Source organism: Devosia sp. (assembly GCF_028290435.1).
Taxonomy (GTDB): Bacteria; Pseudomonadota; Alphaproteobacteria; order Rhizobiales; family Devosiaceae; genus Devosia.
This window is the reverse complement of record NZ_JAQGJV010000074.1, coordinates 202,472-226,713: the sequence shown is the minus strand read 5'-3', so window position 1 is coordinate 226,713 and position 24,242 is coordinate 202,472. Positions and strand designations below refer to the sequence as shown.

The following is a 24,242-nucleotide window of genomic DNA, read 5'->3' as shown; positions in this document are numbered from 1 at the left end:
GGCGACTATCGAATTTGACGAGCTTTCCCAAGCTTGCCTCCAAAAAATGCAGTTCTTCCGTCCCTACCGGAAGCAACATGTATCAAAATGACCACGCGCGACGCCCCACGCGCTGTGTGCATTAAGAGATCGTCAAGGTTAACAGTCTGCTAACGAATTGCCGGCAAGAGTATAAATGCGCCTAATAGAGGTGCTCTCTGAGTCGACGGTCCCAAAACATGCTTGGTTTTCAACCTTACGAAACCTTCCAACTCCTGATCGAAACCGGCGGTGTGGACCGCACCAACACTTTGCTGATCGCAGCTTGCGACGCTTATGCGCGCCGCGGCCGGCCCACGGCACCCGAGGCTGAGCAGTTCGAAGCCCTCGCCACCCGTCTGTTTCCCATTGCCGGCCCGCAGGCCCGCGCCAAGGGCGCAGCCATCCTGGGCCGTGCCGAAGCCCTCTCCCCCGTGCTCGAAGCACTGGTGGTCGAGCACATCGGCGAAGATCTCAACGGATTTCTGGATGCCGCTCCCGCTCTGTCTGAAGCGACCATGCTGGACGTCATCGCGCGCCACGATATCGCAGCGGCGGCCACCATGGCCCGTCGCGCCGACCTCACCAATGTGGTGCTGGCCAAGCTGTTCCAGATGAATTCGCGCAAGGTATACCGCGCCCTGGCCGCCAACACCGCCATCGTGCCGCGGGGCGCCTATCTCAGCGCCCTGGCGCGCTCGGCCCAGATGGACTACATGGTCGCCGAATCACTGGCTGGCCGCGACGATTTCGACGCTGCGCTCCTTGCACCCGCCTTCTTCGACCTGTCCGACGATCATCGCATCAAGGTCATCAAGGCCTTTGCCAATCGCCAGACCCCCGTCGCGCCGATCAAGAAGACCATCGAGCAGATTACCGTGGCGACCCAGGGCCTGACCAAGGCGCTGATGAAGCTGTTCTCCGAAAATCGTCGCCCGGAAGTCACCAAGCTGTTGAGCCAGATCACCGGCCTCGACGAAGTTCGGTGCGGCCAGATTGCCCACGACGTCACCGGCGCTTCGCTGTTCGTCATCCTGCGCGCCTTCGGGTGCAGCGCCTATGATGGGCTCAAGGTGCTGATCCACGCCACCGCGCATGACAGTGAGCGTTCTCGCGCCCTTGCGGATTTCGCCACCATGTTCGGCAGCGTCGAACCTGACGCCATGGCCTATCTGATGAGCGCGTGGCGCGGAGAAGTGAACCTGCTCGAGCTGGCCAAGCCCGAATACAAGCCGTTCACCGAAAGCAGCCGCCGTACGCCATTGTCGGCATCGCAAAACCCGGTAATCAATCAGACCATCGAGGCCCTGGCCCGCATCGGCGTCAAGCGCGCAAGCTAAGAGACCGTTTTGAAATTCATCCTGACGAGTTAGATGCCGAAGTTTTCGAGAACCGGAGCGCAGCGTACGTTTTGTACGTGAGCACCGGAAGCGCAGAGAGCTTCGGCAGATGACCAACAAGTAGAACGGTTTCTAGGCGATCACATCGATCCCGACATCGTCACTGCGCAGATCGATGCTCAGCACCCAGAAGTCAGGGTCGAACTTGGCTTCCTGGGCGATGCGCTCGCGGACTTTTCCGGGTTCGACACGGGCAAAGCGGCGCTGGAACACCAGGCCGGCGGTGTCGTCACCGCGGCTTGCCATCGGCGCGGGCGTGAACAGCGTTACGGTGCCGTCGAGATGATCGACCTCAATCCAGACCTGGCCGGCAATCGGATCGCCGCGGCGTGAGACCACACACATATGGCCCAGATCATTGTGCCGCCGCACAAAGGCTGCGCACCACAGGTCGCTGCGCAGCGCGCTCATCAGATCGAGGCGCCGGCGTCTCGTAGCAGACCCACCAATTGGGGGTTCACTTCGCCGGTGGGGGCGTAGTTGTGGAAAATCTCGAACGCGCGGATGGCCTTGGCGGTAGCCTCGCCGGGCTTGCCATCGATGGCACCCTGCAGGAAGCCCAAGCTCGCCAGCCCTCGCTGAACCTGTTCAATCAGTTGCGCATTGCTGGTTGGGCTCGCCACCGCGGCAGGGGCAATTGCTGCCTGCTGAGTGACTTCTGGCTGCGGTATGATAACGGCCGGGGGAGCAACCGGCTCCAACGAAGCGACATGCTGCACAGGCGCCGGCATCGGCTGAGCCGTAGCGGCCATCAAGGGGAGCGCCGCCGTTGGTCGCAATGCGGACGTCGCGGGCGTGACGCGGCTGCCATCGACCGCTGCGACGATCGAATCAATCGTCTGCGCCGCCGAACTGGTCACCGTGTCGAACGCATCTTCCACCGGCGTCGGGGCCTGCACGGCGTTGACTGGCGCCAACGGCATCGGCGGCAATTGCACCTTGGCAGCGCGGATGGTGCGTACCGGCGCGGGCTGCGGCGCGACGTCGGCCACCTGCACGCGTTGCGGCGCCATGCCCATGGTATCGGCGCGCAGAATCGCGTCGACCAGGCCGGGCGAGATCGCGCCGCTCGGCGTCATGCCGTTACGTTCCTCGAACGCCCGGATCGCCCGGGCCGTCATCGGTCCGTAAAAGCCATCGACGGTGCCGTCGAACAGTTTGAGTTCGGTCAGCTTCTTTTGCAGCTCGAAAACCTGGGTGTTGCCGACCGGGGCATCGGGCACCACCGGCGAAGGCGGCGCCACGCTGCTGGTAGTTTCCTGGGAAATCGGCTGTGGCACTTCGGCCTGACGCAGTTGTGGCAAAGCCGGCGCTTCGGGCACCTGCTCGATAGCAGCCGTCTCCGGCACGTCGGGGGCCGGGGCAAACAACGGCGCGGGATGACGCGCGGTCTGGAAGTACAACGCATTGCTGCCGGCCAGCGCCGTCAGCGTCACCATGGCCAACAGTGCGGTCGAGGCCAGCGGGGCTCGCATATAGCGGGAGAATGTCCAGAGGCCGGCGCGGCTCAGAGAGGCCGCGACAGCGCCACCAGCCAACAGCGGCAGGCGCGTGAGGGTGAAATCCATCATTGCGCTTTTCTTTTTTCGTTTTGCCATGGGGTCGCTTGCAATGGGGCCGGCTCACGATGCAGCGGCGTTACCACTGCACTGTCCTCCGTCTTTATTGCCGGACCGTTTATAGGAAGTAAAACTGTCATGGTTGTCCCTGCCCCAATTTCGGACATTGCCCGCAGGGTGCCCTCGTGCAGATCGACCAGGCCCTTGACGATGGACAAGCCCAACCCCGTGCCTTCATAGCGGCGCGACAGCCCCTCATTGGCCTGGAAGAACGGCTCGCCGACGCGCTGCAGCGATTCGGGCGCCATGCCGATGCCGTTATCGGCCACCGAGATATTCAGGCTCTGCCCCTGGCGCTTCATGGTCACGGTCACGGTGCCGCCGTCATGGCTGAACTTGATGGCGTTCGACAGCAGGTTCAGCAGCACCTGGCGGCAGGCCCGTTCATCAGCCACCAGCGCCGGCAGGTTGTTGGCGATATCGGCGACCAGCTTGATATTGCGCTCGCGCGCCAGTCCCTCGACCATCTTGAAGCAGGTCTCGACCATGGTATCGGGGGCAAATGGCTCAGTCTGCACTTCGAACTTGCCGGCCTCGATCTTGGACATATCGAGTAGCATGCGCACGACTTCGAGCAGATGCTTGCCGCTCTGGTGGATGAGGCCGGCATATTCCTTATGCGTCGGCGACAAGTCGCCACCAATGCCCGTGGTCATCATTTCGGAAAAGCCCACCACCGCGTTCAGCGGCGTGCGCAGCTCATGCCCGATAGTGGCCAGGAAATGCGACTTGGCGTTGGAAGCGTCTTCGGCAACGCGCCGCGCTTCCGTCATGGCGGCTTCGGTATCCTTGCGCTCGGTCACGTCGCGAAACAGCGCCACAACTTCGTGCCGCTGGTCGTTCGAATCGGGATCGATCACCGGCGACAGGTTGATCTCGACCCAGATGAAATGGGGCACGCGCGCGCTGGCCCGCGGATCATCCTGGCGCATCCGCACTTCGATCATGCGCGTCTTGCCGCCCTGGTTGGCGTCGGCGAATGCCGTTAGGTAGCTCGGGCGGTCAAGCACATGCAGCCGCTCGCCCAGTCCGGAGCCTGTCAGTTCATAGCGCGGGCAGCCGAACAGGGCCTCCGACGTCTTGGAAGCGAGCAGCACTTCGCCGCTACTGGAAAACCGCAAAACCGCGTCCTGCACATGCTCGATGAGGTGCCGGTAGGCGGTCACTTGCGAGCGGTCGTAAACTTCATAAGCGGCGCCAATCCGGTTGGCCGAATGAGCCACGATGCCGGCGCAAACGGTGAAAGCCAGCACGCAGGTGGCCATCAGCGGGGCCACGCCGACAGTGATTGCCGGCAGCCCGAAGCGCGAGGTGATGAAAGCCAGCAGGCAGATGACGGCGAGCGCCACCCAGCTCTGGCGGCGCATGACGTTGCGCGCCAGCAGCGAGGCATGCACGGGTCCAAGAACGGCGACGGCGAGGCCCGCATCGGCCAATTGCCCGTCGGCCAGGGTCAGGATCAACCCGATCGCCATGATGGCGTAGACTTGCGCCGCGACGGCCTGTTCAAACTGGGCGCGCTGGTGCATGGCAAGGCTGATCATGCCGGCGGCCAACCCAATCGCCGCGATGACGAATGGCAATGCCGTGCCCATGACCAGGCAGATGATAGCTGGCAGCATGAGGATCGCGCTGGCGATAATGCCGAGGCGCGCATTGGTGGCTAGAGTCTTGCGCCGCAGCATTTCCGGTCGGTGACCGGAGCCGGCGACGGCTAGGCTCATCTCTTTGCTCGCGCCGAAAGAGAACAGGCTACGCATACACAATACTCACTTCCACGACGCCTTGTACTGCTGTGCCAATCAACGCCGCACAGGCAGGCATTCGCCTGCAATTGCCTGAATTGGATTCAGGTCTTGTTGGTGATCACACTGCGTCCGACACACTAAGACGGCCTTAAATGCGACACTCCCCAAGCTCGATCGAGGGCCCACAACGCGCCCTTTCCCCGATTAGCGTAAACAAGGTCTTGCCCTCACCTCGCGGGACATCGTGGGTATTTGTCTCAAATTTTATCGAATTGGCGCAGCAGCGCTTAAACCGGGCCGCCTAGCTTGGTGAGGCAGGACGAGTTTGCCTGCCTCTGATTCGGATGAGACGATGTTTTTGGTGCGTTCAGTGTTTTGGCTTCTGGTGGCCTACATGGTGATCCGGCCCGGGATGGACTTTGATCCCCATGCCGCCGCCAATCAGGCCGTGGCCGCTGGCCAGCAGCTCGTGTCCGAACAGGTCGATTCCATTCAGTGCGATAGTTTGCAGTGCTTCGGGGGCAAAGCGGTGCTCGCCTCGGTGCTGCCCAGTCTTCCAGATACAACGCCCGTCGGCCCCACCATGCAGGAGCAGCCGACAGCCAAGGATGTGCCATATCCCATGCCACGTCTGCGCCGGGCGGGATAGCGAGCGACCAAAACGCTCGCCAATAACCCAGGGCTCGCGTCTTCCCCAGACGCCCAAGCGACCCTGGCCCCTGCCGCAAGCACGCGCCCCGTGCTTGCGGCTTTTCTTTTGGTGCAAAGACCATCGCGTCGGACGGCCCAAGGCTTCCTATGTCTAGCCAAGGACGTACTTCCAAGCGGCGGGCCGAGCAAAGCCGCGTACATTGTTCATACGCGTGCCGATTAACGGCGCACCGCTTTGGTGTACCTCCACCCGGCAGATTTGCGCCCCAAACAATATAAAATTTGAATCAAACTGTCTCGGTTAAGCATCTCTCGCGCAGGTAAGGTTAATAATTGTTTTACCCGCAGTACTACATAGTTAAGACTTCCTTTATTTTTGAACATCTGCGCATCTCTAATTACCCAAGGCGAGGCCGCGGGTTGGGGAAAACCCTGCGTTCATTGTTAAATTGAGGGAATAGTTATGCGTACCATTTTGATCGCCGCAACCGTTTTGGCTCTGGGCGTATCGGGTGCAAATGCAGCCAATATCGCGCTGCTTGGCAAGGTCATCGTCGTTGCCGGTCACAACGATTTGGGCGTCGATCAGCATGGCGTACTGAACAACTCGACAAAGACGCAGGTCAATACTGCTGGTTTCAACTGGCTCAACGTCGGCCAGAACGGCGCTCTGAATAATTCCAACGTGACCCAGGTTGCGCCTGGTGGCATCAACCTGGGCGGCACATACCAGACTGGCGTGCTCAACAACGCTCAGTTGAATCAGCAGGCCGATAAGGGCCTTAACGATGCGGGCATCCGCCAGTTGGGCCTGTTCAATCAGGCAGTGACCAATCAGCACGCCGTCAACGGCGGCGTCAATCAGTCGGGCACGACCCAGACCGGTATCGCAAATCTGTCGGTGACCAACCAGTTGGCGGTCGGTGGCGGCAATAACTATTCTTCGATCGACCAGTCTGGCCTTGGCAACGTCTCGACGACGACCCAGATCGCTTACTGATCTATCTTCCTAAATGGATACGGCGGGCACTGCCCCGCCGTATTTCTCAAATGCGCCCAGATCAAAACTGGCCGGTATACGACACCGTGGGCGTAAAACTCCACATTGGCGCAAAACTCAGCGAGTGTGCCGTCTGCGATGACGCGCTATAGTTGAGCGTACCATCGTCGGTCCCCGAATAGGTGTTGGTGGCCGAGGCGACCGAACCGTCCCGCGTCACCGATGCGACGCGCGACAAATAATCGACAGTGCCACCGAATGTCAGTTGGCGGTTGGACGCCAAGGCAACGGTAATTGACGGCGCGAGCTTGGCCGACCAAGCCACGCCATCAGCCTCCATGCCGATGCCATTGGCGTTGCTGACGGTCGTCAACGGCACCGATGTGAGCGCCCCGCCGGCGATGGAGTAGCTTTCGCGGCCCTCCATATTGTCATGCACATAGTAGACACCACCCTCGACGCCCAGCGAGAACGTCATATTGTCGGCGATGGGCTTGCTGAGGTTAAGACCGACCACGCCGCCGAAATAGTTCGAGGTCAGTTGCTCGTCGCGAGCCATCGAATAGGTCGGGAAGGTCGTCGCAGTGGGGCTCGCCTCGGGGATGTCCACGCTGATGGTGGTCTTGCTCGATTGGTCGAGCAGCCGATAGCTTGGTCCCGCGTAGCCCTGAATGGCCATTCCGCCGGTATTGGTCGACATGGCAACGCTGAGATCGGCGCCCGTATACACCACATTGCGTCGGACATTGGTCGTTATCGCGAGCCCGGTCAGATCACCCGCCGCGAAAAATACGCCACCATCCGATGCGGCCACTGCCGCGTAGGCGGCTGCGCTGTTCACGGCGCCCTGCTGCGTCACCACGCCCCCCAAGGCGAAACTGTTGGCCCCGGCCGCGATGGAAGCGGCATAATCGTTCACAACGCCGCCCGCATTGACCGGATTGTTGACGTTGATCGCCTCGCCGCCACCCTGCGGATTGGTGTGCGTGATAACCGCGCTCGCGGCGGAGTTGCCCGGAGCGCTATTGGTCGTCAGGACGACATTGGCGTTTGCCGGCGTCGTATAGCCGCCGATGGTGACCGTACCGGGGCCAGTAAAGGTGTCCACGACCGTTGAATTCGATTGGCCTATGGTCGCAAAGCCGGACACGCCGATCGCGGCACCAAAAGCGCCGAACTTCCCAACGCTCAGGCCGCCGCTCAGCCCGAAGGTGGCGCCAACACCGCCGCCGCCTACCGACGAGGACGTCGCCCCCGGTGCCCCAAAGGCTATGCCCTTGTCGATATGGGGCATGGTGAAAAACGTCGCGCCAAGCGTGGCACCGAACGCACTCGCCGGAGCATCTTGGGCGAAAACCGAAGTAGATGCCAGGGATACGGACAACAGCACGGCGTACAACTTCACACTCATCTACTCGACCCTGGATTAATTTTTATGGTTAATTCAAAGTGCAATAGAATGGTTAATCGCTACTTAAATTGCGATGACTGCTTGAAAAATGCTTTTCGCTTATTGGTCGAAACGACGGATTTCTGTTGAACTAGATAAAGAAAAACCCGGGCACCGCCCGGGCTTCAATGTAATGATTGGTTAACTACTGCTTGGTGACTCGCCAGATCGTGCCGCTGCCATCTTCGGAAACGAACAGCGCACAATCTGGCGCCACCGCGACACCGACCGGACGACCCCAGACACTGTCGGCATCGATCACGAAGCCGGTCATGAAGTCATCATAGGTGCCGTCAGGCTTGCCGCTGGCGTCGAAATTCAGATGCACCACCTTATAGCCGGTGCGCTGGCCACGGTTCCATGAGCCGTGCATCGCCACAAACGCATCACCCTTATAGTCGGCACCCCAGGCATCATTGTCATAAAAGGTGATATTCAACGGCGCCGAGTGCGCCTGGAACTGCATGTCGCCGACGGTGACCTTTCCCTTCAGGTCATCGCGCGGATTGTCCTTCCAGCGCGGATCTGGGTTGCCCCCATTGTAGTACCAGGGCCAGCCATAGAAGGCCCCGTCCTTCACCGAGGTGGCGAATTCGAACGGTACGTTGTCGCCCAGTTCATCGACATTGTTGACCACGCACCATGGTGCGCCGGTCGATCGCTGCATGGTCATGCCGGCGCAATTGCGGAGGCCGGTGGCGAAGTAGCGCTCGTTCTTCCCATCCGGGTCGAAGGCCAGCACCGCCGCGCGGCGTTCTTCTGCACCCCAGGCAACACCGAGCGGATGGGCCGATGCCCAGGCATCAACCCCACCCTTGGGTTCGGGGTCCATGGTGCCGTCGCCGACATTTGAGCCAGAGCCGACCGAGTAATACATGGTCTTGCCATCGGGCGAGAACGTCACGTCGCGGGTCCAGTGGTGATCGGGGTTGATGTTGTCGAACAGCGTCTCGGGCGCGCCGCTGGCTTTCATGTCGCCGCTTTTATAGGGGAAGCGCTTCAACCCGTTGCTTTCCGCCACATAGACCCATTGCGGATCGTTGCCCGCCGGATAGAACGCCACGCCATAGGGCTGGTTGAGCCCCTCGGCAAACACGCCTTCCGAGGCCGGTTTGGCAGCGCCGTTCTCGAAATGATAGACCAGCACATTGCCGGCCTCCGAATTGCCCACGAACAGGTCGCCGTTGGGCGCAAAGCGAATGGCGCGCGGATTCTGGATGCCGCTGGCCACCATTTCCACCTTGAAGCCATCAGGCACCTTGGGCATTGCGCCCTCGGGCATGGGCACGGTGGAGGGCGAATTGGACGCCGACTCGGTCAAGTTTGGCGCTTCGAGGTCGCTGGGCACGAGATGTCGGGTCACGCCGGGCGCGTCTTTTTCCCAATCGCCATACGCATCCTTGCCAGTCAATACCTTGGCGTCTTGCGCCATGGCAGTCGCAACCATCAGGGCACCCAACGACAGCGTGCCTGCAAATATCCAGTGTTTCATGAGAGTTCCTCCGCTTTTTGGCTTGCGTCGAAGCGCACCGCGCAATGGCTGAGCTGCTCCAGTCAACATCAAGCGGCCTATCTCGGATCGGTTGCGCCCTTCCCTGCCACTGGTGTTCAAGAACCGGTGAGGCATCCCCGTTCCAGGTGCGGCTTTTGCTTGCGCAGGACCAACGCACCGCCGATAGAGACAAGGCACAAAACCTTCTCGTCGAAAGCGCCGCCGTGAACCCCTGGGTCCTGATCGATACCGTGCCCCTGCCCGATGGCCGTGGCGACATCCGCCTCATCCAGCGGGCTGATGAATTCTCCATCATGCTGGGCACGATCGCGCTGATGAACAGCCGCCTCAGCGGTTCGGAAGAAGCCATGGCTGGCCTGTCCTGGGCCCGCATTAGGGATCGCCCTAAAGCGCATCTGCTGATCGGCGGGCTCGGCATGGGGTTCACCCTGCGCGCCGCACTCGCCGAACTGCCCGCCACCGTCAAAATTACCGTGGCCGAACTGATGCCTGCGGTGGTCGCCTGGGCGCGCGGCCCGATGGCGGCTATTTTTGCCGGCTGCCTCGACGATCCGCGCGTCGATATCAAGGTCAATGACGTGCGCCGCGTCATCAATTCCGCAAAGGCGACCTACGACGCAATATTGCTCGACGTCGATAACGGCCCCGACGGGCTCACCGTCGAGACCAATGACGCGCTCTACAGCATGGCCGGCCTCAAGGCGGCCAAGGCCGCGCTACGTCCGGGCGGCGTGCTGGCAATCTGGGCCTCGGCACCCGACCGCGCGTTCACCCAGCGCCTGCAACGCGCCGGTTTCACTGTCGAGGAAGAACGGGTCCGCGCCAATGGCAAGAGCCGTGGCTCGCGTCATGTCATTTGGCTGGCGACCAACACCCCACCGCGACCTGTCGCGCCAGTTCGAGCCAAGCCGTCTGGAAGTTAAGCCACGCTTGCACTAGATACAGGCTATGAGCGAACCCAAAGCCTTCCAGGACATTGCCGAAAACCTCTCCTTTCTCGACGACTGGGAGGATCGTTACCGTTATCTGATCGAGCTGGGCCAGGCCCTGCCCAAGCTGAGCGATGCCGAAAAGACCGCCGAGAACAAGGTACATGGCTGCGTTTCGCAGGTGTGGCTGGCGGCGCAGACCGAGCCGCGCGATGGCCAGACTATGCTCAAATATCGCGGCGAGAGCGACGCAATGATCGTGCAAGGCCTGGTCGCAATACTCTTGGCGCTCTATTCCGACCGCCCGGCCAGGGAAATCGCCGAGACCGATGCCATCGCCCTATTCGATAAGATGGGCCTTCGCGAACACCTGACCACCCAGCGCTCCAATGGCCTGGTCGCCATGGTCAACCGCATCCGCACCGAAGCCAAGGCGCTGAGTTAGAACGGAGTTAGTCGCCGAAAAGCGGCGGCCTCGCCTCCAGCCAGCCGCCGACCCGTCCGCTCTCATTTCCACGCGCCTGCGCCGACAATCCCCAATACACAGCAAGCTGCTCCAGCCCGATCCGCAGCACCATCTTGGCACTGCGACGCGGCCAGCCCCTCTCGGTCTCCACCGTCTGCAGCCCTTTGAGCAGTCCGCACACGTCAAAGACCACGCCCCGGCAATCGGCCGGTAGCAGCACAGCCACCGCGTCCAGTTTGCGCCGCGCATCGACGGCGCTGTCCGACAGGTCATTGGCCGCCGCCGGGCCGCCGCCACCCGCGATGCGGTTGGCGTCATAGCTCATGGTCATTCGTGGGCTGAGCCGCGCCCGCTCCACCAGTTTCCGCACCCGCTCACCCGCCGCGACCTGATGGGCCAGCAGGAACGCCACCTCCCCATCCCGTGCCACCGCCAGCCGCGCCAACGGGCTTTCATCCAGCGAATACAACACCGAAGGCGCGACGTGCGGCGCGGTCTCGGGCGACAGATCACCCTTGCCGCGTCCCTCGGCCGCCAGCCAATCGCGCGCTCGCGGCCCCGCCACGCAGATCGCGTCGCTCAGCATCAGCACCCCTACCCCGGCGAGTTCCGCCGCCGCTCCGCGATCGAGCCGTGCTACTCGATCCGACCGCTCGACCGAATAGCTGCCATTTTCAATCCGCGCTGCATGGTCGGGCAGCAGTGCCCGCACGAACCGCAGTGCACGGACATCAGCGCGTGCCATGATCGTCCGCTCCTACAGCCGCCTCGATCCGCAGTTCGAGCGCCGCCACGGCGTCATCGAAACTGCGGTCATCGCGCATATCTTCCATTAACGCGCAGGCATATGAGACTGTTGTCCTATCACGACCGAAGATATCTCCCACCTCCTGCAGGCTGCGCCCCAGGGCCACGTGGCAGAGATACATGGCCAATTGCCGAGCCCGCGCCGCGCCCGTCCGGCAGCGCGATTTGTGCATCAGCAGGCGAATCGGGATACGTTTCTCTTGTGCAACCAAAGCGATAACAGTATCGCACTGCGCGTCGTGGCCGTGCGCCAGTCCAGTGAGGCTACGGCCCGAGCGCCCGTCACCAGCGTTCCCCATCATCTCGTACATCGTCAGTCTCCGTCGCAATAAAGGAATTTATTCCTACACATTGCGGTCGAGAAAGCCAGACGGGGATAAGTAGGATAGCTTAATTTGTTTCAGGCCGGGCGGTCGTGAAAATCAAACGGCCGCTCACTGAGCGGCCGTTTGATCGACAGAACAAGTCCCGCCGCATCGGTCCTTGGGGACAGCGGCGGGGCAGTAGGCCGGGGAAAGCGCCCGTTAGCTTGCCTTGCGGCCGAGACCATTATCCTTGGCGAGCTTGGAGCGGGTTGCCGAGTAATTGGGGGCAACCATCGGGTAGTCGGCCGGCAGGCCCCACTTCTCGCGATATTCTTCGGGCGAGAGGTTATAGTGCGTACGAAGATGGCGCTTCAGCGATTTGAACTTCTTGCCGTCTTCGAGACAGATGATGTAGTCGGCCGCAACAGACCTGCGGACCGGGACAGCAGGCTTCAACTCTTCAACCGGAACCGGTGCTTCGTTGGTCTGCAAGGCACGAAGGGCGCCATGAATTTCGGCGATCAGCTTGGGCAGATCGGTCGGGCTCACAGCGTTATGGCTAACATAGGCTGAGACGATTTCAGTGCTGAGTTCGATCAAGTCGCTCTCGTAACCGGTCGCCGCGCCAGCGGTGTCGTTCATAATTCAACCTTTCATTGTTTTTATTGGGCCGGGACGAGGGCAGTCGAGGCCATGTGTTTTTGTACGGTTCTTTACTGTTCCGTGCAACCCGGCATGTCAAATTAACATGTTACCAACTACCTGGATTAATTGTCGCGGCCCGCCTTATTTACAATATCGAGGTCGTTGCTGACAGTGATCTGCGCCGGCCGCCCCCCGGATTGGTAATGCGCCCGCGCCAGAAGGTGCGCCGCTACTGGGGTGGTCAGCAGCAAAAACGCTATGCCGATCAGCGCCCGCACCGTTATGGCGCCGTCAAACGATACCAATGCCACGGCCAGCAAGATCATGCCCCCGCCAACGGCGCCCGCCTTGGAGGCGGCATGCATGCGCGTATAGAGATCAGGCAGGCGCAGCACACCCAAAGCTGCAATAAGGCTAAATAAAGCGCCGGACAGCAGCAGCACAGCGCCGGCATAGAGCGCGATTTCAGCCATCACGGTGCTTGCTCCTGATTCGATTGTTCAGCAACAGGGCGCGAGCGCACCAGGATATAGCGAGCAAAAGCGACGGTTGCCAAAAATCCCAGCAGGCCGAGCGCGATGGCGATGTCGAGATAGAGCGTAAATCCGGTGCGGATCGTCAGCGCGCCGACAAAGCCCAAAGCGACAGTTGTCAATAAGTCCAAAGCCAAGACGCGGTCCGCCACAGTCGGTCCGATTATGATTCTTATGGTCGAAAGCAACAAGCCGGCGCCCAACAGCACCAACGCGATCAGACTCGCCGTCGCTATTGCCTCTGCGCCGCTCATGCGAACACCGCCATGATGCGCTTTTCAAAGCCTTCGGCGATCCCTGAGATCAGCTTGGCACGGTCCTCGAGCATCAACACATGGACATAGAGCACGCTCTTGTCGTCGGACACGTCAATGCTGAGCGTTCCCGGCGTCAGCGTGATCAGATTGGCCAGCAGGGTGATTTCGAGATCCGATTTCACCGTCAACGGAACTGCCACTATGGCCGGCCGCAACTGCGCCCGCAGGTTCGGCGCCATCACCACCAGTGCCACCTTGATGGCGCTGAGCAGCAGTTCGTAGAGGAACACCACCGCCAGCAGGACCGCCGGAAGGACGCGGCGCAGGCCGCTCGGCTGGCCGATCCGGCCGCGCAAAAGGAGCAGTGCTGCAAGCGCGATCACCGCACCCAACAGCAGGTTTGGCCCGCTGAAACTGCCGGTTAGCGCGGCCCAGAGCAGCGCCAGCACTATCGTCAGCAGCGCGAAATTCATGGCCCGCCTCCTGCCAGCCCGACGGCGGCAATATATCCGGCTGGCTCGACAATGTCGCCCGCGCCGCTGAGGGCCGCCTGGAACAGCCAGTCCGGCCACAGCCCTGCCAGTACGATGGCCGCCACCAGCACCGTCACCGCGCCAAAGCCGAACCAGCGCTCCCGCGCCGACAGTATTTTGAGCGGCTCATTCCGGTATTCAGAATGCTGCCCCTCCTGCCCTTCGCGCCAGAAGATATGCGCCCACAGCCGTGTGCCGGCGATCAGCGTCAGCACCGCATTGACCAGTAGGGCGAAAACGATCGTCAGGCTCAACCAGTCCACGCCTGCTTCCCCTGCCCCGCGCAGGTCGGCATCGCCCAATCCTCCCTCCAGCAATAGCAGCTTGGGCCAGAAGCCCAGGAACGGCGGCACGCCGGCCACCGCCAACACCAGGATGAAGAACAGGATCGAGACCGGAGCATGCGCCGCGTAAAGCCCGCCCATCTTGCGGGTGTCTATTTGCCCGGTCAGTTTTTCCACCAGCCCAGCCACCAGATACAGCGCCGTGAGCGTCAGCATGGCGTGCACGATATAGAGCCCCGCGCCGCCGACGCCGTGCAGGCTCGGCATGGCAATGCCCGCCATAATGGCGCCGATACCGCCGATTACCAGAAAGCCGATGGCCCGCCGCAGATTGGTCTCCGCGATTGCGCCTAGCGGCCCGATCACCAGCGTGGCAATGGCCAGCGCCGCCAGCACCCAATCAAGCTGTTCGCGCGCCGCCGGCAGCAGCATCACCAGCACCCGCAGCATGGCGTAGGCGCCGACCTTGGTCAGCAAGCCCGCCATCAGCGCCGAAACCGCCGCCGGCGGCGTATGATAACTGGCCGGCAACCAGGCATTGAGCGGAAACACCGCTGCCTTGATGCCGAAGGCAAGCACCATCAACGCAGCCACACCGGCTATCGCCGCAGGGTTGGCACTGGGCGCGCGCCCGATGATGTCGGCCATATTGAGCGTGCCCACCAGCCCATAGAGCAGTCCGAGTGCCGCGAGGAAAAAGCTGGTGGCGAGAAAATTGATGAATCCGTATTTGACCGCGCCATCGAGCTGCAGCGGTCGTCCGCCCAGTACGATCAACCCGAACGAGGCAATCAGCATGACCTCGAACCAGACATAGAGATTGAACAGGTCGCCGGTCAGGAACGCTCCGCTCACACCCGCCAGTAGCAGCAGCACCAGAGGATAAAACCCTTCCTCCACCCGCTCGCCGAGCGAATAAACCAGCACCACCAGCGTCACCAAAGCCGCCGCCAGTGCAAAGCCGGCGCCGAACATATCGACCGCGAAGCTGATACCGAATGGCGGCAGCCAGCGCCCCATGGTCATGCTGACCGGCCCGCCATCGAGGACGCGCTGCACCAGCAGGACATCGCAGACGATGATGGCCGCGACCACCACCAGCGCTATGCCAGTCCTGGCACGGCGTAGCATCAGCGCCAGCGCCGCGCCGAGGAGCCCGAGCACCACTGGCAGCACGACCACCCAATCGGCCAGCGCCGTGGTTCCAGTAAAAATGGCTTGGGAAAGGTCGAAAATAGCGCTGCCCCTTTCCCTAATAGCTCAGCGGCGGACGCGGCGCGTCCTCTGGCTCGGCCAGCCGCATGCTGTCGGTGTTTTCGGCGTCCATTGCCTGATAGGCGCGGAACGCGAGTACCAGCAAGAAGCTGAACATGGCAAAGCCGATGACGATGGCCGTCAGGATTAACGCCTGCGGCAGCGGATTGGCGATCGCCCCGGCCGGCTGCTCCAGCCCGCCCGGCACGATCGGCGGCGCGCCATTGCCGATGCGCCCCGCCGTAAAGATCAGCAGGTTGATGCCGTTGCCCAGCACCACCAGCCCCAACAGCATGCGGATCAACGAGCGCGATAGCAGGAAATAGATCGCCGTGGCGATGAACAGTCCGACCAGTCCGGCGAGAAGGAAATTCATGGCCCCTCCTCCGCCAGCGCCAGGGCAATCGCCGCGATGGTGCCGAACACGACGCAATAAACCCCGATATCGAAGACCAGCGGCGTCGACAGCGGGACAGTAGTTTCGCCCAGCGACCAATAGGCCCAAATGCTGGTCAGGAAGGGCGATCCGGTGAACATGGACGCCAACCCCGACAGCGCCGCGATCGCCACGCCAAAACTGGCGATCACCATTGGATCGACCCGCAACGCCTTGCGCGCCGCGGTTGCGCCGGTCGCAATGCCAAGCACCGCGACAGCCGCCGCCGCGATTAGCCCGCCAATGAAGCCGCCGCCCGGGGCGTTGTGGCCGCGCAGGCAGATAAACACCGAAAAGATCACCATGATGGTGACGATCGGGCCCACCATGGTGCGGAAAATCAGCGTGTTCATGGCGCGGCCCCCCTGCGCCGCAACAGCGCCAGAATGGCAATCCCCGCGCCCAGCACGACTGAGATTTCGCCCAGTGTATCAAAGCCGCGATAGTCGACCAGGATGACGTTGACGATATTGGCGCCGTGCGCGATCGGCACGCTGGTGGCCGCGAAGAAATCACTGAGGCGCGAATCGAAGGTTCCTGCGAGCACGACCATCAGCAACAGGCTGACACCGGCGCCGCCGACCACTGCCAGGGTGCCGTCGCGTGCCAGATCCTCGAACTGGCGGTGATCTGCCTCGTCCAGCTTGAGCCGCGTCATCACCAGCGCCAGGATCACGACGGAGAGAATTTCCACCATGAACTGGGTGAATGCCAGGTCCGGTGCACCGAATGACAGGAAAATCAGCGCTACCGCCGCGCCCTGCACACCGAGCGCCAGGATCGCCACCAGCCGGCTGCGGGCAAACAGCACCGCACCCAGACCCACAACCGCCAACGCCAGCACTGCCCATTCATGGATCTGCAAGTTTGGCCAGGCCAGCTTGGCCGACCAATCGCCCAGTTCAGCATTGGGCAACAACGCTTCGAGGCCACCCATGCCGAAGACCGGCACCAGCACCGCCAGCGCAAAGCCGGCAAATACCAGCACGAGATACAGCTCGAGCCGCCCGTGATGCAGCAGCCGCGTCATCGCTCCGGCGAGACGGATCAGCCCGAACATGGCGACATCGAAGCCGTGATCGAAGGTCCATCCCAGCGCCGTGCCAATCCGGCGCAAGATGCTGCGGATCGCCGCCATCTGCAGATGCACCAGAATGCCCAGTGCGATGGTCGCAGCTGATAGCCACAGCGCCAGGCTGGTAAAATCGACTGCCGGGGTAAGGTGGCTTTCCGCCGCCACGCCAAGCACCGCGGCGATCGTCGGCACCACAATATCGTGCCCCAATCGCCCCGCATTCAGCGCCAGCAAAATCCCCGCCGCGCCCAGCGCCACCGGTCCCGCCAGCATGGCGATCGGCGCTTCGTGCGGCACCTTCGGGGTCGGCAACAGGGCGCCGAGGAACGGCCGAATCGCAATGCTCAGCGCCACGCCGGCCAGCAGCGCATTGCCGATGACCAGCATGATCAGCACCAGGATTTGCGGCCAATCCGGCCCCAGTAGCACCAGATACATCTCTTCCTTGGCGAGGAACCCTGCGGTCACCGGCAGCCCGATCATCGACAAGGCGGCCAGTGCCGCCGCGATGAAGGTCACCGGCATCGGATCGCCGAGACCTCCCAGCGCCACGATATCGCGGCTGCCGCTGCCGTGATCGACATTGCCGACCACCATGAATAGCCCGGCTTTATACGCAGCGTGCGCGATGAAATAGAGGATGGCCGCGGTGATTGCCAATTCGGTGCCGAGCCCAATCAGCAGCACCAGCAGCCCGAGCGAGGCAATCGTGCTCTGCGCCAGCACCTGCTTGAGATCGGTCTGCCGGATCGCCCCCAGCGCGCCCCAGACCAGCGTAAAGCCGCCGAACACCACCAGCGTCACGGTCCAAGCCGGCGTGCCGCCGAGGAACGGCGTCAGCCGCAGCAGCAGATAGACCCCACCCTGCACCATGGTGGCCGAGTGCAGAAACGCCGAAACCGGGGTGGGGGCCTCCATGGCGTTGGGCAGCCAGAAGTGGAACGGAAACTGTGCTGATTTGGTGAAGGCGGCGGCGAGAAAGGCGATCAACACCACTGGATAGACCGGGTTTTCGCGCATCGCATCGCCGAAGTCGCGCAACCCGCTCAGGTTCCACTGGCCGGTCAATTGCTGGGCGAGGATGACGCCGAACAACAGCCCCATGCCGCCGATATTGGTCACCACCAACGCCTGGATGGCGCCGCGCCGTGCGGCCTGTCTGGAATGGTCAAAGCCGATCAGCAGGAACGAGCTGACCGTGGTCAATTCCCAGAAGCTGAACAGTGCCAGCATGTTATCGGACAGAACCAGCCCCAGCATGGCGCCCATGAAGGCCAGCATGAAGCCAAAAAACCGCCCCAGATGCTGATGGCCGCGCAAATAGGCGCCCGAATAGATCAGGATCAGCGTACCGATCCCCGAAATCGCCAGCGCAAAGGTTAGGCTCAATCCGTCGATGAAAAACGACAGGGTCAGCCCGTATGCCGGCACCCAATCAATGCTCGCCTGTACGAAGCGGCGCGCCGCAATCGGCTCGATGAAGCCGAGCAGGAACACAAAGATCGCGGCGGGGACCAGCGCCAGAACCCAGCCCGCGAATGGGGCGGCAATGCGCTGCACCAGCGGCGCCAGGAGGGCGGCCGCGAATGGCGCTAGCGCCATCAGCACTATGCTGGCGTCGAGGGACAGTCCCAAATCGTGGCTCTCGCATTGACCGATTCTGAAGGGGTCGGCCTGCAAATCAAACTAGCGGCTGGGCAGTCAGGAACAAGTCAAAACCGGACTGGCCGGCCCAGTCTCCACCGTTCACTGGTCATCGTCACAACAGGGCAACAGTTCTTGGCGCGCGGCGCTGCCTTAGTGCGGAAATCCTTGCTTGCGGAATTCTGCCTGCATGCGCGGCTTAATCACCACGACCATATAGACAACACCGAACAGGGCAACCATTGCACCCATGATAGCCCCGCCGGTCAGGCCGCCGAGCGGCACCAGATAAAAGATGGCGACACCCGCCACCGCCAGCGTCACCGCCAGCCCAAGCAAGATCATCGGCTGCCGCGTTACTTCACGCTGCGTCTTGACCACCAGGGCCTTGGCCTCAGCCGCCGACAGCGCGTCGAGTTCGGGAAAATTGCGCATCGGGTCCCAGGATCGCACGGCATTCTCCTTGTTGCGTAGTGCTATTTGCCATGCTCGATCATGCTTTGCCAGCCTGCCGGGTAGCATTCCCCCGCCTGTCCGCTTACATCTGCGCCAACATTGCCTGAACTCCTGACTGGACCCAGCCCATGACCAATCCCCCCGTCGCGGCCCGCAAGCCGCATTCCGCCGCGCACCACACGATCGTCCGCGAGGACCCGTACGATTGGCTGCGCGCGGAAAACTGGCAGGAGGTGATGCAGTCACCCGAAACGCTCGATGGCGAAATCCGCGCTTATCTCGACGCCGAGAACACCTATTTTGAGGAGCATTTCGGCAAGCCCACCCAGGATTTGCAGGACACGATATACAAGGAAATCCGCGGCCGTATCAAAGAGGACGATAGCGGCATTCCCAGCAATGACGGCCCGTTCGCCTATAATTCGCGCATGCTTGAGGGCAAGCAATACCCCCAGATCGTGCGCACGCCGCGCGATGGCGGTCCCGAGACCGTGCTGCTCGACTGCAATATCGAAGCCGGCGAGGGCTATTTCGGCTTTGCGGGCGCCGAGCACGACCGCAGCCACCGCTACCTGGCCTGGGCCGCGGATCGCGCCGGCTCCGAATATTACGACATCGTCATCCGTGACCTGGAAACCGGCAAGGACAGTGAGGAAGTCATCCTCGAAACCGCCGGCTCCTATGTGTGGACTAACGATTCCTCGGCGATCTACTACACTGAGTACGACGACAACCACCGCCCGTTCCGGGTCAAGCTGCACGTCATCGGCACCTCGCAGGACGATGACGCGACCATTTTCGAAGAACGCGATCCCGGCTTTTTCGTCGGCGTCGGCCGCACCCTTTCCGACAAGTTCATCGTCATCGACGCCCACGATCACCAGACTTCGGAATCCTGGCTGATCGATGCCGAAACCGGCGGCGCGCCCCGCCTCGTCGCGCCCCGCCTCACCGATCGCGAATACGATATCGACGAGCGCGGTGGCGTGCTGTTCATCCGCACCAATGCCGATGGGGCCGAGGATTTCAAGGTCGTCACTGCCCCCGTCGCTACACCGGGCGCCGAGCAGTGGACCGATCTCGTCCCGCATCAGCAGGGCGTGCTGATCCTCGATACCGTGGTCATCAAGAACCACTTGCTGCGGCTGGAACGCTATGAGGGACTGCCCCGCATCATCGTCCGCGACCTGCGCACCAATGCCGAGCAGACCGTGAACTTCGATGAGGAGGCCTATTCCCTGGGCATGTCGGTCGGCTACGAGTTCGACACCTCGGTGTTCCGCCTGACCTATTCCTCGCCGACCACCCCGTCGCGCACCTATGATGTCGATCTCGAGGCCGGCACCCGCACCCTGCTCAAGGAGCAGGAAGTGCCCTCCGGCCATAACCCCGACGACTATGTCACGCGCCGCCTCTTCGCCACGGCGCCAGATGGCGAACAGGTCCCCGTCACAGTGCTCTATCGCAAGGGCACGCCGCTCGACGGCACCGCTCCAGCCCTGCTCTACGGCTACGGCGCCTATGGGATGTCCATGCCCGCTGCGTTCTCGATTTCGGCGCTGTCGCTGGTCGATCGCGGCTTCATCCACGCCACCGCCCACATTCGCGGCGGCATGGAAAAGGGCTATCGCTGGTACGTGCAGGGCCGACGCGAGCACAAGACCAACACCTTCACCGATTTCATCGCCTCGGCCGAAATGCTGATCGCCGAGAACTTCACCGCCAAAGGCAAAATCGTTGCCCAGGGCGGCTCGGCCGGCGGCATGCTGATGGGAGCGATCGCCAATCTGCGCCCGGACCTGTGGGCCGGCATCATCGCCCAGGTGCCGTTCGTGGACGTGCTCAACACCATGCTCGACGAAACCCTCCCGCTGACTCCGCCCGAATGGCCCGAATGGGGCAATCCGCTGGCTTCCGCCGAGGACTATGCCCGCATCGCCGCCTACGCCCCCTACGAGCAGGTCGCCGCGCAGGACTACCCGCCGATCTTCGCTCTGGCCGGCCTCACCGATCCGCGCGTCACCTATTGGGAACCCGCCAAATGGGTCGCCAAGCTACGCGCCACCCGCACGGGGGACTCGCCACTATATCTGCGTACCAATATGGGCGCCGGCCATGGCGGCGCCTCCGGCCGCTTCGACCGCCTCAAGGAAACCGCCATGTGCTTTGCGTTCGCGGTGGAAGTAGTCAAGGGTTGACCTTCTCGCCTCTCCTCAACGGAGAGGCGATATCCCCCGCTCGTTATCCATTCCCCGATCTCGCCTCTTCTGCCCCGCACGCAGCCATGGTAACCGATTGTTTACCATTGGGGGACATCGGTGTCTGACTCGCTGAAGACCGTCGCCGTCATCGCCGCAACGCCGGCGCTATCGTCCATCCTCACGATGGTGCTGGCGGGCGATGCACGGCTGCGCGTGCGCCAGTTCGATAGCGATCTGGCTCTGCTGGCCTATATGCGGCTGGCCCCCGTCGATGTGCTGGTCTGCGATTTCGACCGCGAGGGCCGCCCGGCTTATGAGATGGTCGAAGGCATTCGCCTGGATAACTCAATTGAGTCGCAGGACGTGCAGGTCATAGCCTTGACCCGCACCATCACCCCGCCGATGCGTCACCAGTCGATCAGCGCCGGCATCGATGAAGTGCTGATCAAGCCGATGTCGCCGCGCCACCTGCTGCAGCGCGTCCAGGCTCGCCTGCGTGCCCGCCCGGTGATCAGCACGCCCAGCGGCTACCGTGGCCCCGAGCGGCGCAACCGGCTCCCGCCTCTGTTGCCACTGGTCCAGCAAGGCCGCCGCGCCTCGGACAACGTAGTGCAGCTGTTTCCCGACCGACGTAAGCCGAGACATCCTGGGCTGGAGCACTAGCTCCGGCAGGCAGAATGCGGCGCATCGATCATGCGCCGCCTCAATCACCGCCTATCAGGCTGCATAAGCGCTCTCGACGTCCAGCACCCAGGTCACGCCAAAACGATCCTTGAGCATCCCGTAGAGCGGCGACCAGCCTGAGGGCGCCAGTGGTTGCACGATAGTCGCGCCGTCGACGAGTTTTTCCCAGTACCCCGTAATTTCGTCAGCGGCATTGCCGCGCACCGAGACAAAGAACGGGATGTCGCCCGGGTTCCACCCCATGCGCGACGGCACGTCGTAGGCCATCACCCGGAAACCATTGTCAGCGGCCACTTGGCCCCACATCACCTGGTCGGCTTCGGCCGGGTCCTGGACCTGCCCGGCGTCCTTGTAGGAAACCACAATCTGATGGCCTCCGAACACAGACTGGTAGAACGATAGCGCGGCGCGAGCGTCGCCTCGGAAATTCAAGTGCGTCGTCGATTGAATGGTCATCACAGCTTCCTTTGTTTGAACTGATGGAGCTGTTATATCCGAGCCCAACTGCCAGTTTCCGACAGTTGAGTGATGGCCCGATCCGACCGACTTTTCCGATTGCTCCAGTCGATGCGCGTCATGCCCGCGCCGATCACAGCTGCGCGCCTAGCCGAGGAGACCGGCGTGTCTCTGCGCTCGCTGTATCGCGATATCGACAGCCTGCGCGCTGCCGGCGCCCGCATCGAGGGAGAGCGGGGCTATGGTTATCGGTTGATCGAGGACTATGCGCTTCCGCCGCAGACTTTCGATCGCGCCGAGATCGAGGCCATCGCGCTCGGCTTAGCCGAGGTTCAGCACATGGGCGATCCGGCATTGGCGAAGGCCGCAATTTCGGTGCTGGCCAAGGTCGCCGCTACCTTGCCAGATGATCGCGAACAGCACTTGTTCCACGCCATCTCGCAGGTCTATCGCCCCGATGCGCGCTACAGCCAAGCATGTGATCTGAACGCCATCAGGCAGGCCTGCTGGCAAGAGGAGGCCCTGGTGATCCGCTATGCGGACAAGGGCCACGCGGTCACCGAGCGCACCATCCTGCCGCTGGCGATCGTCTATACCGACCGGGTGCTGACGGTGCTGGCCTGGTGCTGCCTGCGCGAGGCGTTCCGGATGTTCCGGGTCGAGCGGATCATCGACCTCACTGCCCCGGGAACCAGCTTTCGCCCCAGACGCGCCGCGCTTCTGCGCACCTATCTTGCCGAACTGAGGGCGCGTGAAGCAGAGGCATGACGATAAGCAGCGTGCCCGCTACTGCTTCACCAGACCGCCGAAGTAGTCGAGGGCATATGCCTCAACACCATCGACCAGAATGACCTCCCGGCCGTGGAAATGCGTCGGATCGCCAGAGCTCTGGTCTATGTATTCGCCATGCGGGCCATGCCACTGGAAGCCGCCCAAAAACCGACCTTCCCGATACATGGACGACAGCGCCGCCTTGATCGTCTCGCCGGCTCGGCTGCCGTCTATCAGGTCGGGGCATCGAATATAGCCATAGTAGTTCATGGCCCAGATCGGGCTGCCTTCGAGCCAGAGCGTCTCTTGGCCGATGAAATCGGTGCCACCAAAATAGCTGTCGAGATATCGCCAGGCACCTTCCGACCAGCTCAGGTCGTGCGAACCCAATCGGCTTGGGTCGACCTTCACCCCTCCACCCACATAGGTATCGGCCTTGGCCTTCACGATCATTGTATTCAGCAGCGCTATGTCCACGGTTTTGCCCCTGTTCTGACGGGACGTGTCTAGTCACTGCTCGTGACAAGCGCTGTCAGCAACGGCCGTGCGCGCGGGTGCAACTTAGCGCTCGCCGATCAGCCGGCTGACCCGGCTCCACAGGTCTTCGATGGTGTCGGCGAACTGCACCGAGCGCTCGTAGCCCGGCAGGCCATGGGACAGCACGTCCCCCGCATAGCCGCGCATGACCTCGAAGGCGCGATGCCGGTTGAGCATCACCACGGGCGCGGCCTTGCCCAGCGCTTTGCCCGCGCTCCAGGCGCCGAACATTGCCGAGGCCGAGGCTAGCGAGCCGGGCAGCGCCACAAAGGCGTCGGCCAGCGCCGCAACCCGCTGCATGCGCTCGGAATGATCGGCCACCACTTCGATGGCGACATCGGCCAGGGCCGATGGCAGCACGATCGATTCATCGGCGATGATCTGCACCACGCCGCCCGCGGCGCGCGCCGCCGTTAGTAGCGGCACCGGAATCACGCCGTTTTCGGCGACGCAGATAATGCTGGCGCCGTGGCGGGCGAAATACATGCCCGCCTGCGTCATGATGCTGGCGCGCTCTGCGTCGCCCGGCCCTTTGTCCGAGGCAAAAACCGCCAGTACCGGGCTGCTCAT

The 24,242-nt window shown here is 62.3% G+C and carries 27 protein-coding genes; 8 read left to right on the top strand and 19 right to left on the bottom strand.

Annotated elements, in window-relative coordinates; genetic code table 11:
* The first annotated feature begins 218 nt into the window (after nt 1-218).
* Nucleotides 219-1,358: a DUF2336 domain-containing protein gene (locus JWP26_RS16425; protein WP_299730081.1), complete on the top strand. Its 1,140-nt coding sequence runs from the start codon at nt 219-221 to the stop codon at nt 1,356-1,358.
* 132 nt (nt 1,359-1,490) lie between these two features.
* Here the strand turns inward: JWP26_RS16425 and JWP26_RS16420 are convergent, their stop codons facing one another.
* The 3 genes from JWP26_RS16420 to JWP26_RS16410 are packed head-to-tail and all read right to left on the bottom strand — an operon-like array spanning nt 1,491 to nt 4,761.
* The gene (locus tag JWP26_RS16420; protein WP_299730078.1) at nt 1,491-1,829 is read right to left on the bottom strand and encodes a DUF1491 family protein; all 339 of its coding nucleotides are present in this window, start codon (nt 1,827-1,829) and stop codon (nt 1,491-1,493) included.
* Nucleotides 1,829-2,989, bottom strand: a complete 1,161-nt coding sequence (locus JWP26_RS16415; protein WP_299730075.1) for a peptidoglycan-binding protein — start codon at nt 2,987-2,989, stop codon at nt 1,829-1,831. The genes JWP26_RS16420 and JWP26_RS16415 overlap by 1 nt, the downstream gene beginning before the upstream one ends.
* Complete coding sequence (locus JWP26_RS16410; protein ID WP_299730072.1) at nt 2,986-4,761, bottom strand: PAS domain-containing sensor histidine kinase; 1,776 nt, start codon at nt 4,759-4,761, stop codon at nt 2,986-2,988. Before JWP26_RS16410 ends, JWP26_RS16415 begins: the two co-directional genes overlap by 4 nt.
* 376 nt (nt 4,762-5,137) lie before the next feature.
* Here JWP26_RS16410 and JWP26_RS16405 point away from each other — a divergent pair, with 376 nt between their 5' ends.
* Both JWP26_RS16405 and JWP26_RS16400 read left to right on the top strand, forming a co-directional pair.
* The gene (locus JWP26_RS16405; protein ID WP_299730069.1) at nt 5,138-5,434 is read left to right on the top strand and encodes a hypothetical protein; all 297 of its coding nucleotides are present in this window, start codon (nt 5,138-5,140) and stop codon (nt 5,432-5,434) included.
* Nucleotides 5,435-5,899: 465 nt separating this feature from the next.
* The gene (locus JWP26_RS16400) at nt 5,900-6,436 is read left to right on the top strand and encodes a hypothetical protein (RefSeq protein ID WP_299730067.1); all 537 of its coding nucleotides are present in this window, start codon (nt 5,900-5,902) and stop codon (nt 6,434-6,436) included.
* 61 nt (nt 6,437-6,497) lie between these two features.
* Here JWP26_RS16400 and JWP26_RS16395 read toward each other — a convergent pair whose 3' ends face one another.
* A complete protein-coding gene (locus JWP26_RS16395) occupies nt 6,498-7,847 on the bottom strand; it encodes a hypothetical protein (RefSeq protein ID WP_299730065.1) in 1,350 nt (449 codons plus the stop codon).
* 184 nt (nt 7,848-8,031) lie between these two features.
* Nucleotides 8,032-9,378 (bottom strand): PQQ-dependent sugar dehydrogenase, encoded by a 1,347-nt coding sequence (locus JWP26_RS16390; RefSeq protein WP_299730063.1) that lies wholly within the window; start codon nt 9,376-9,378, stop codon nt 8,032-8,034.
* A gap of 224 nt (nt 9,379-9,602) precedes the next feature.
* Between JWP26_RS16390 and JWP26_RS16385 the strand changes: the two genes are divergently transcribed.
* Nucleotides 9,603-10,322, top strand: coding sequence for an MnmC family methyltransferase (locus JWP26_RS16385; protein ID WP_299730357.1), 720 nt, complete (start codon nt 9,603-9,605; stop codon nt 10,320-10,322).
* A 25-nt stretch (nt 10,323-10,347) separates the two neighbouring features.
* Entirely contained in the window at nt 10,348-10,773 is a 426-nt protein-coding gene (locus JWP26_RS16380; RefSeq protein WP_299730061.1) for a SufE family protein, read from the top strand.
* 7 nt (nt 10,774-10,780) lie between these two features.
* Here the strand turns inward: JWP26_RS16380 and JWP26_RS16375 are convergent, their stop codons facing one another.
* The 11 genes from JWP26_RS16375 to JWP26_RS16325 form a co-directional block, all read right to left on the bottom strand.
* Nucleotides 10,781-11,539, bottom strand: a complete 759-nt coding sequence (locus tag JWP26_RS16375) for a DUF6456 domain-containing protein (protein ID WP_299730058.1) — start codon at nt 11,537-11,539, stop codon at nt 10,781-10,783.
* On the bottom strand, nt 11,526-11,912 hold the full coding sequence (locus JWP26_RS16370) for a helix-turn-helix domain-containing protein (RefSeq protein WP_299730055.1): 387 nt from the start codon (nt 11,910-11,912) through the stop codon (nt 11,526-11,528). The genes JWP26_RS16375 and JWP26_RS16370 overlap by 14 nt, the downstream gene beginning before the upstream one ends.
* 213 nt (nt 11,913-12,125) lie before the next feature.
* Nucleotides 12,126-12,548, bottom strand: a complete 423-nt coding sequence (locus JWP26_RS16365) for a MucR family transcriptional regulator (RefSeq protein WP_299730052.1) — start codon at nt 12,546-12,548, stop codon at nt 12,126-12,128.
* A 125-nt stretch (nt 12,549-12,673) separates the two neighbouring features.
* A complete protein-coding gene (gene mnhG, locus JWP26_RS16360) occupies nt 12,674-13,024 on the bottom strand; it encodes a monovalent cation/H(+) antiporter subunit G (protein WP_299730354.1) in 351 nt (116 codons plus the stop codon).
* On the bottom strand, nt 13,024-13,338 hold the full coding sequence (locus JWP26_RS16355) for a cation:proton antiporter (RefSeq protein WP_299730049.1): 315 nt from the start codon (nt 13,336-13,338) through the stop codon (nt 13,024-13,026). Before JWP26_RS16355 ends, mnhG begins: the two co-directional genes overlap by 1 nt.
* Nucleotides 13,335-13,814 carry a Na+/H+ antiporter subunit E gene (locus JWP26_RS16350; RefSeq protein ID WP_299730046.1) on the bottom strand — a complete coding sequence of 160 codons (480 nt, stop codon included), beginning with the start codon at nt 13,812-13,814 and terminating at the stop codon, nt 13,335-13,337. The genes JWP26_RS16355 and JWP26_RS16350 overlap by 4 nt, the downstream gene beginning before the upstream one ends.
* Entirely contained in the window at nt 13,811-15,340 is a 1,530-nt protein-coding gene (locus tag JWP26_RS16345; RefSeq protein ID WP_299730043.1) for a proton-conducting transporter membrane subunit, read from the bottom strand. Before JWP26_RS16345 ends, JWP26_RS16350 begins: the two co-directional genes overlap by 4 nt.
* A 70-nt stretch (nt 15,341-15,410) precedes the next feature.
* On the bottom strand, nt 15,411-15,788 hold the full coding sequence (locus JWP26_RS16340) for a Na+/H+ antiporter subunit C (RefSeq protein ID WP_299730040.1): 378 nt from the start codon (nt 15,786-15,788) through the stop codon (nt 15,411-15,413).
* The gene (locus JWP26_RS16335; protein WP_299730037.1) at nt 15,785-16,201 is read right to left on the bottom strand and encodes an MnhB domain-containing protein; all 417 of its coding nucleotides are present in this window, start codon (nt 16,199-16,201) and stop codon (nt 15,785-15,787) included. Before JWP26_RS16335 ends, JWP26_RS16340 begins: the two co-directional genes overlap by 4 nt.
* Nucleotides 16,198-18,558, bottom strand: coding sequence for a hydrogen gas-evolving membrane-bound hydrogenase subunit E (gene mbhE, locus JWP26_RS16330; RefSeq protein ID WP_299730034.1), 2,361 nt, complete (start codon nt 18,556-18,558; stop codon nt 16,198-16,200). Before mbhE ends, JWP26_RS16335 begins: the two co-directional genes overlap by 4 nt.
* A gap of 162 nt (nt 18,559-18,720) precedes the next feature.
* Nucleotides 18,721-19,020, bottom strand: coding sequence for a hypothetical protein (locus JWP26_RS16325; protein WP_299730031.1), 300 nt, complete (start codon nt 19,018-19,020; stop codon nt 18,721-18,723).
* A 131-nt stretch (nt 19,021-19,151) separates the two neighbouring features.
* Here JWP26_RS16325 and JWP26_RS16320 point away from each other — a divergent pair, with 131 nt between their 5' ends.
* Nucleotides 19,152-21,221: a S9 family peptidase gene (locus tag JWP26_RS16320; RefSeq protein WP_299730028.1), complete on the top strand. Its 2,070-nt coding sequence runs from the start codon at nt 19,152-19,154 to the stop codon at nt 21,219-21,221.
* 120 nt (nt 21,222-21,341) lie between these two features.
* Nucleotides 21,342-21,887 (top strand): response regulator, encoded by a 546-nt coding sequence (locus JWP26_RS16315; protein WP_299730026.1) that lies wholly within the window; start codon nt 21,342-21,344, stop codon nt 21,885-21,887.
* Nucleotides 21,888-21,941: 54 nt separating this feature from the next.
* On the opposite strand, the gene JWP26_RS16310 is transcribed toward JWP26_RS16315, so the two are convergent.
* Entirely contained in the window at nt 21,942-22,364 is a 423-nt protein-coding gene (locus JWP26_RS16310; protein ID WP_299730024.1) for a VOC family protein, read from the bottom strand.
* 72 nt (nt 22,365-22,436) lie between these two features.
* On the opposite strand from JWP26_RS16310, the gene JWP26_RS16305 reads away from it, so the two are divergent.
* Entirely contained in the window at nt 22,437-23,132 is a 696-nt protein-coding gene (locus JWP26_RS16305) for a YafY family protein (protein ID WP_299730021.1), read from the top strand.
* An 18-nt stretch (nt 23,133-23,150) separates the two neighbouring features.
* On the opposite strand, the gene JWP26_RS16300 is transcribed toward JWP26_RS16305, so the two are convergent.
* Entirely contained in the window at nt 23,151-23,588 is a 438-nt protein-coding gene (locus JWP26_RS16300) for a DUF5680 domain-containing protein (protein ID WP_299730351.1), read from the bottom strand.
* Between the two features lie 108 nt (nt 23,589-23,696).
* A complete protein-coding gene (locus tag JWP26_RS16295; RefSeq protein WP_299730018.1) occupies nt 23,697-24,242 on the bottom strand; it encodes an LOG family protein in 546 nt (181 codons plus the stop codon).

What these genes read in the sequence shown, in the direction of transcription:
- JWP26_RS16425 (WP_299730081.1), top strand. Translation starts at nt 219, where the DNA reads ATGCTTGGTTTTCAACCTTACGAAACCTTCCAACTCCTGATCGAAACC.
- JWP26_RS16420 (WP_299730078.1), bottom strand. Translation starts at nt 1,829, where the DNA reads ATGAGCGCGCTGCGCAGCGACCTGTGGTGCGCAGCCTTTGTGCGGCGG.
- JWP26_RS16415 (WP_299730075.1), bottom strand. Translation starts at nt 2,989, where the DNA reads ATGATGGATTTCACCCTCACGCGCCTGCCGCTGTTGGCTGGTGGCGCT.
- JWP26_RS16410 (WP_299730072.1), bottom strand. Translation starts at nt 4,761, where the DNA reads ATGAGCCTAGCCGTCGCCGGCTCCGGTCACCGACCGGAAATGCTGCGG.
- JWP26_RS16405 (WP_299730069.1), top strand. Translation starts at nt 5,138, where the DNA reads ATGTTTTTGGTGCGTTCAGTGTTTTGGCTTCTGGTGGCCTACATGGTG.
- JWP26_RS16400 (WP_299730067.1), top strand. Translation starts at nt 5,900, where the DNA reads ATGCGTACCATTTTGATCGCCGCAACCGTTTTGGCTCTGGGCGTATCG.
- JWP26_RS16395 (WP_299730065.1), bottom strand. Translation starts at nt 7,847, where the DNA reads ATGAGTGTGAAGTTGTACGCCGTGCTGTTGTCCGTATCCCTGGCATCT.
- JWP26_RS16390 (WP_299730063.1), bottom strand. Translation starts at nt 9,378, where the DNA reads ATGAAACACTGGATATTTGCAGGCACGCTGTCGTTGGGTGCCCTGATG.
- JWP26_RS16380 (WP_299730061.1), top strand. Translation starts at nt 10,348, where the DNA reads ATGAGCGAACCCAAAGCCTTCCAGGACATTGCCGAAAACCTCTCCTTT.
- JWP26_RS16375 (WP_299730058.1), bottom strand. Translation starts at nt 11,539, where the DNA reads ATGGCACGCGCTGATGTCCGTGCACTGCGGTTCGTGCGGGCACTGCTG.
- JWP26_RS16370 (WP_299730055.1), bottom strand. Translation starts at nt 11,912, where the DNA reads ATGTACGAGATGATGGGGAACGCTGGTGACGGGCGCTCGGGCCGTAGC.
- JWP26_RS16365 (WP_299730052.1), bottom strand. Translation starts at nt 12,548, where the DNA reads ATGAACGACACCGCTGGCGCGGCGACCGGTTACGAGAGCGACTTGATC.
- mnhG (WP_299730354.1), bottom strand. Translation starts at nt 13,024, where the DNA reads ATGGCTGAAATCGCGCTCTATGCCGGCGCTGTGCTGCTGCTGTCCGGC.
- JWP26_RS16355 (WP_299730049.1), bottom strand. Translation starts at nt 13,338, where the DNA reads ATGAGCGGCGCAGAGGCAATAGCGACGGCGAGTCTGATCGCGTTGGTG.
- JWP26_RS16350 (WP_299730046.1), bottom strand. Translation starts at nt 13,814, where the DNA reads ATGAATTTCGCGCTGCTGACGATAGTGCTGGCGCTGCTCTGGGCCGCG.
- JWP26_RS16340 (WP_299730040.1), bottom strand. Translation starts at nt 15,788, where the DNA reads ATGAATTTCCTTCTCGCCGGACTGGTCGGACTGTTCATCGCCACGGCG.
- JWP26_RS16335 (WP_299730037.1), bottom strand. Translation starts at nt 16,201, where the DNA reads ATGAACACGCTGATTTTCCGCACCATGGTGGGCCCGATCGTCACCATC.
- JWP26_RS16320 (WP_299730028.1), top strand. Translation starts at nt 19,152, where the DNA reads ATGACCAATCCCCCCGTCGCGGCCCGCAAGCCGCATTCCGCCGCGCAC.
- JWP26_RS16310 (WP_299730024.1), bottom strand. Translation starts at nt 22,364, where the DNA reads ATGACCATTCAATCGACGACGCACTTGAATTTCCGAGGCGACGCTCGC.
- JWP26_RS16305 (WP_299730021.1), top strand. Translation starts at nt 22,437, where the DNA reads ATGGCCCGATCCGACCGACTTTTCCGATTGCTCCAGTCGATGCGCGTC.
- JWP26_RS16300 (WP_299730351.1), bottom strand. Translation starts at nt 23,588, where the DNA reads ATGATCGTGAAGGCCAAGGCCGATACCTATGTGGGTGGAGGGGTGAAG.
- JWP26_RS16295 (WP_299730018.1), bottom strand. Translation starts at nt 24,242, where the DNA reads ATGAGCAGCCCGGTACTGGCGGTTTTTGCCTCGGACAAAGGGCCGGGC.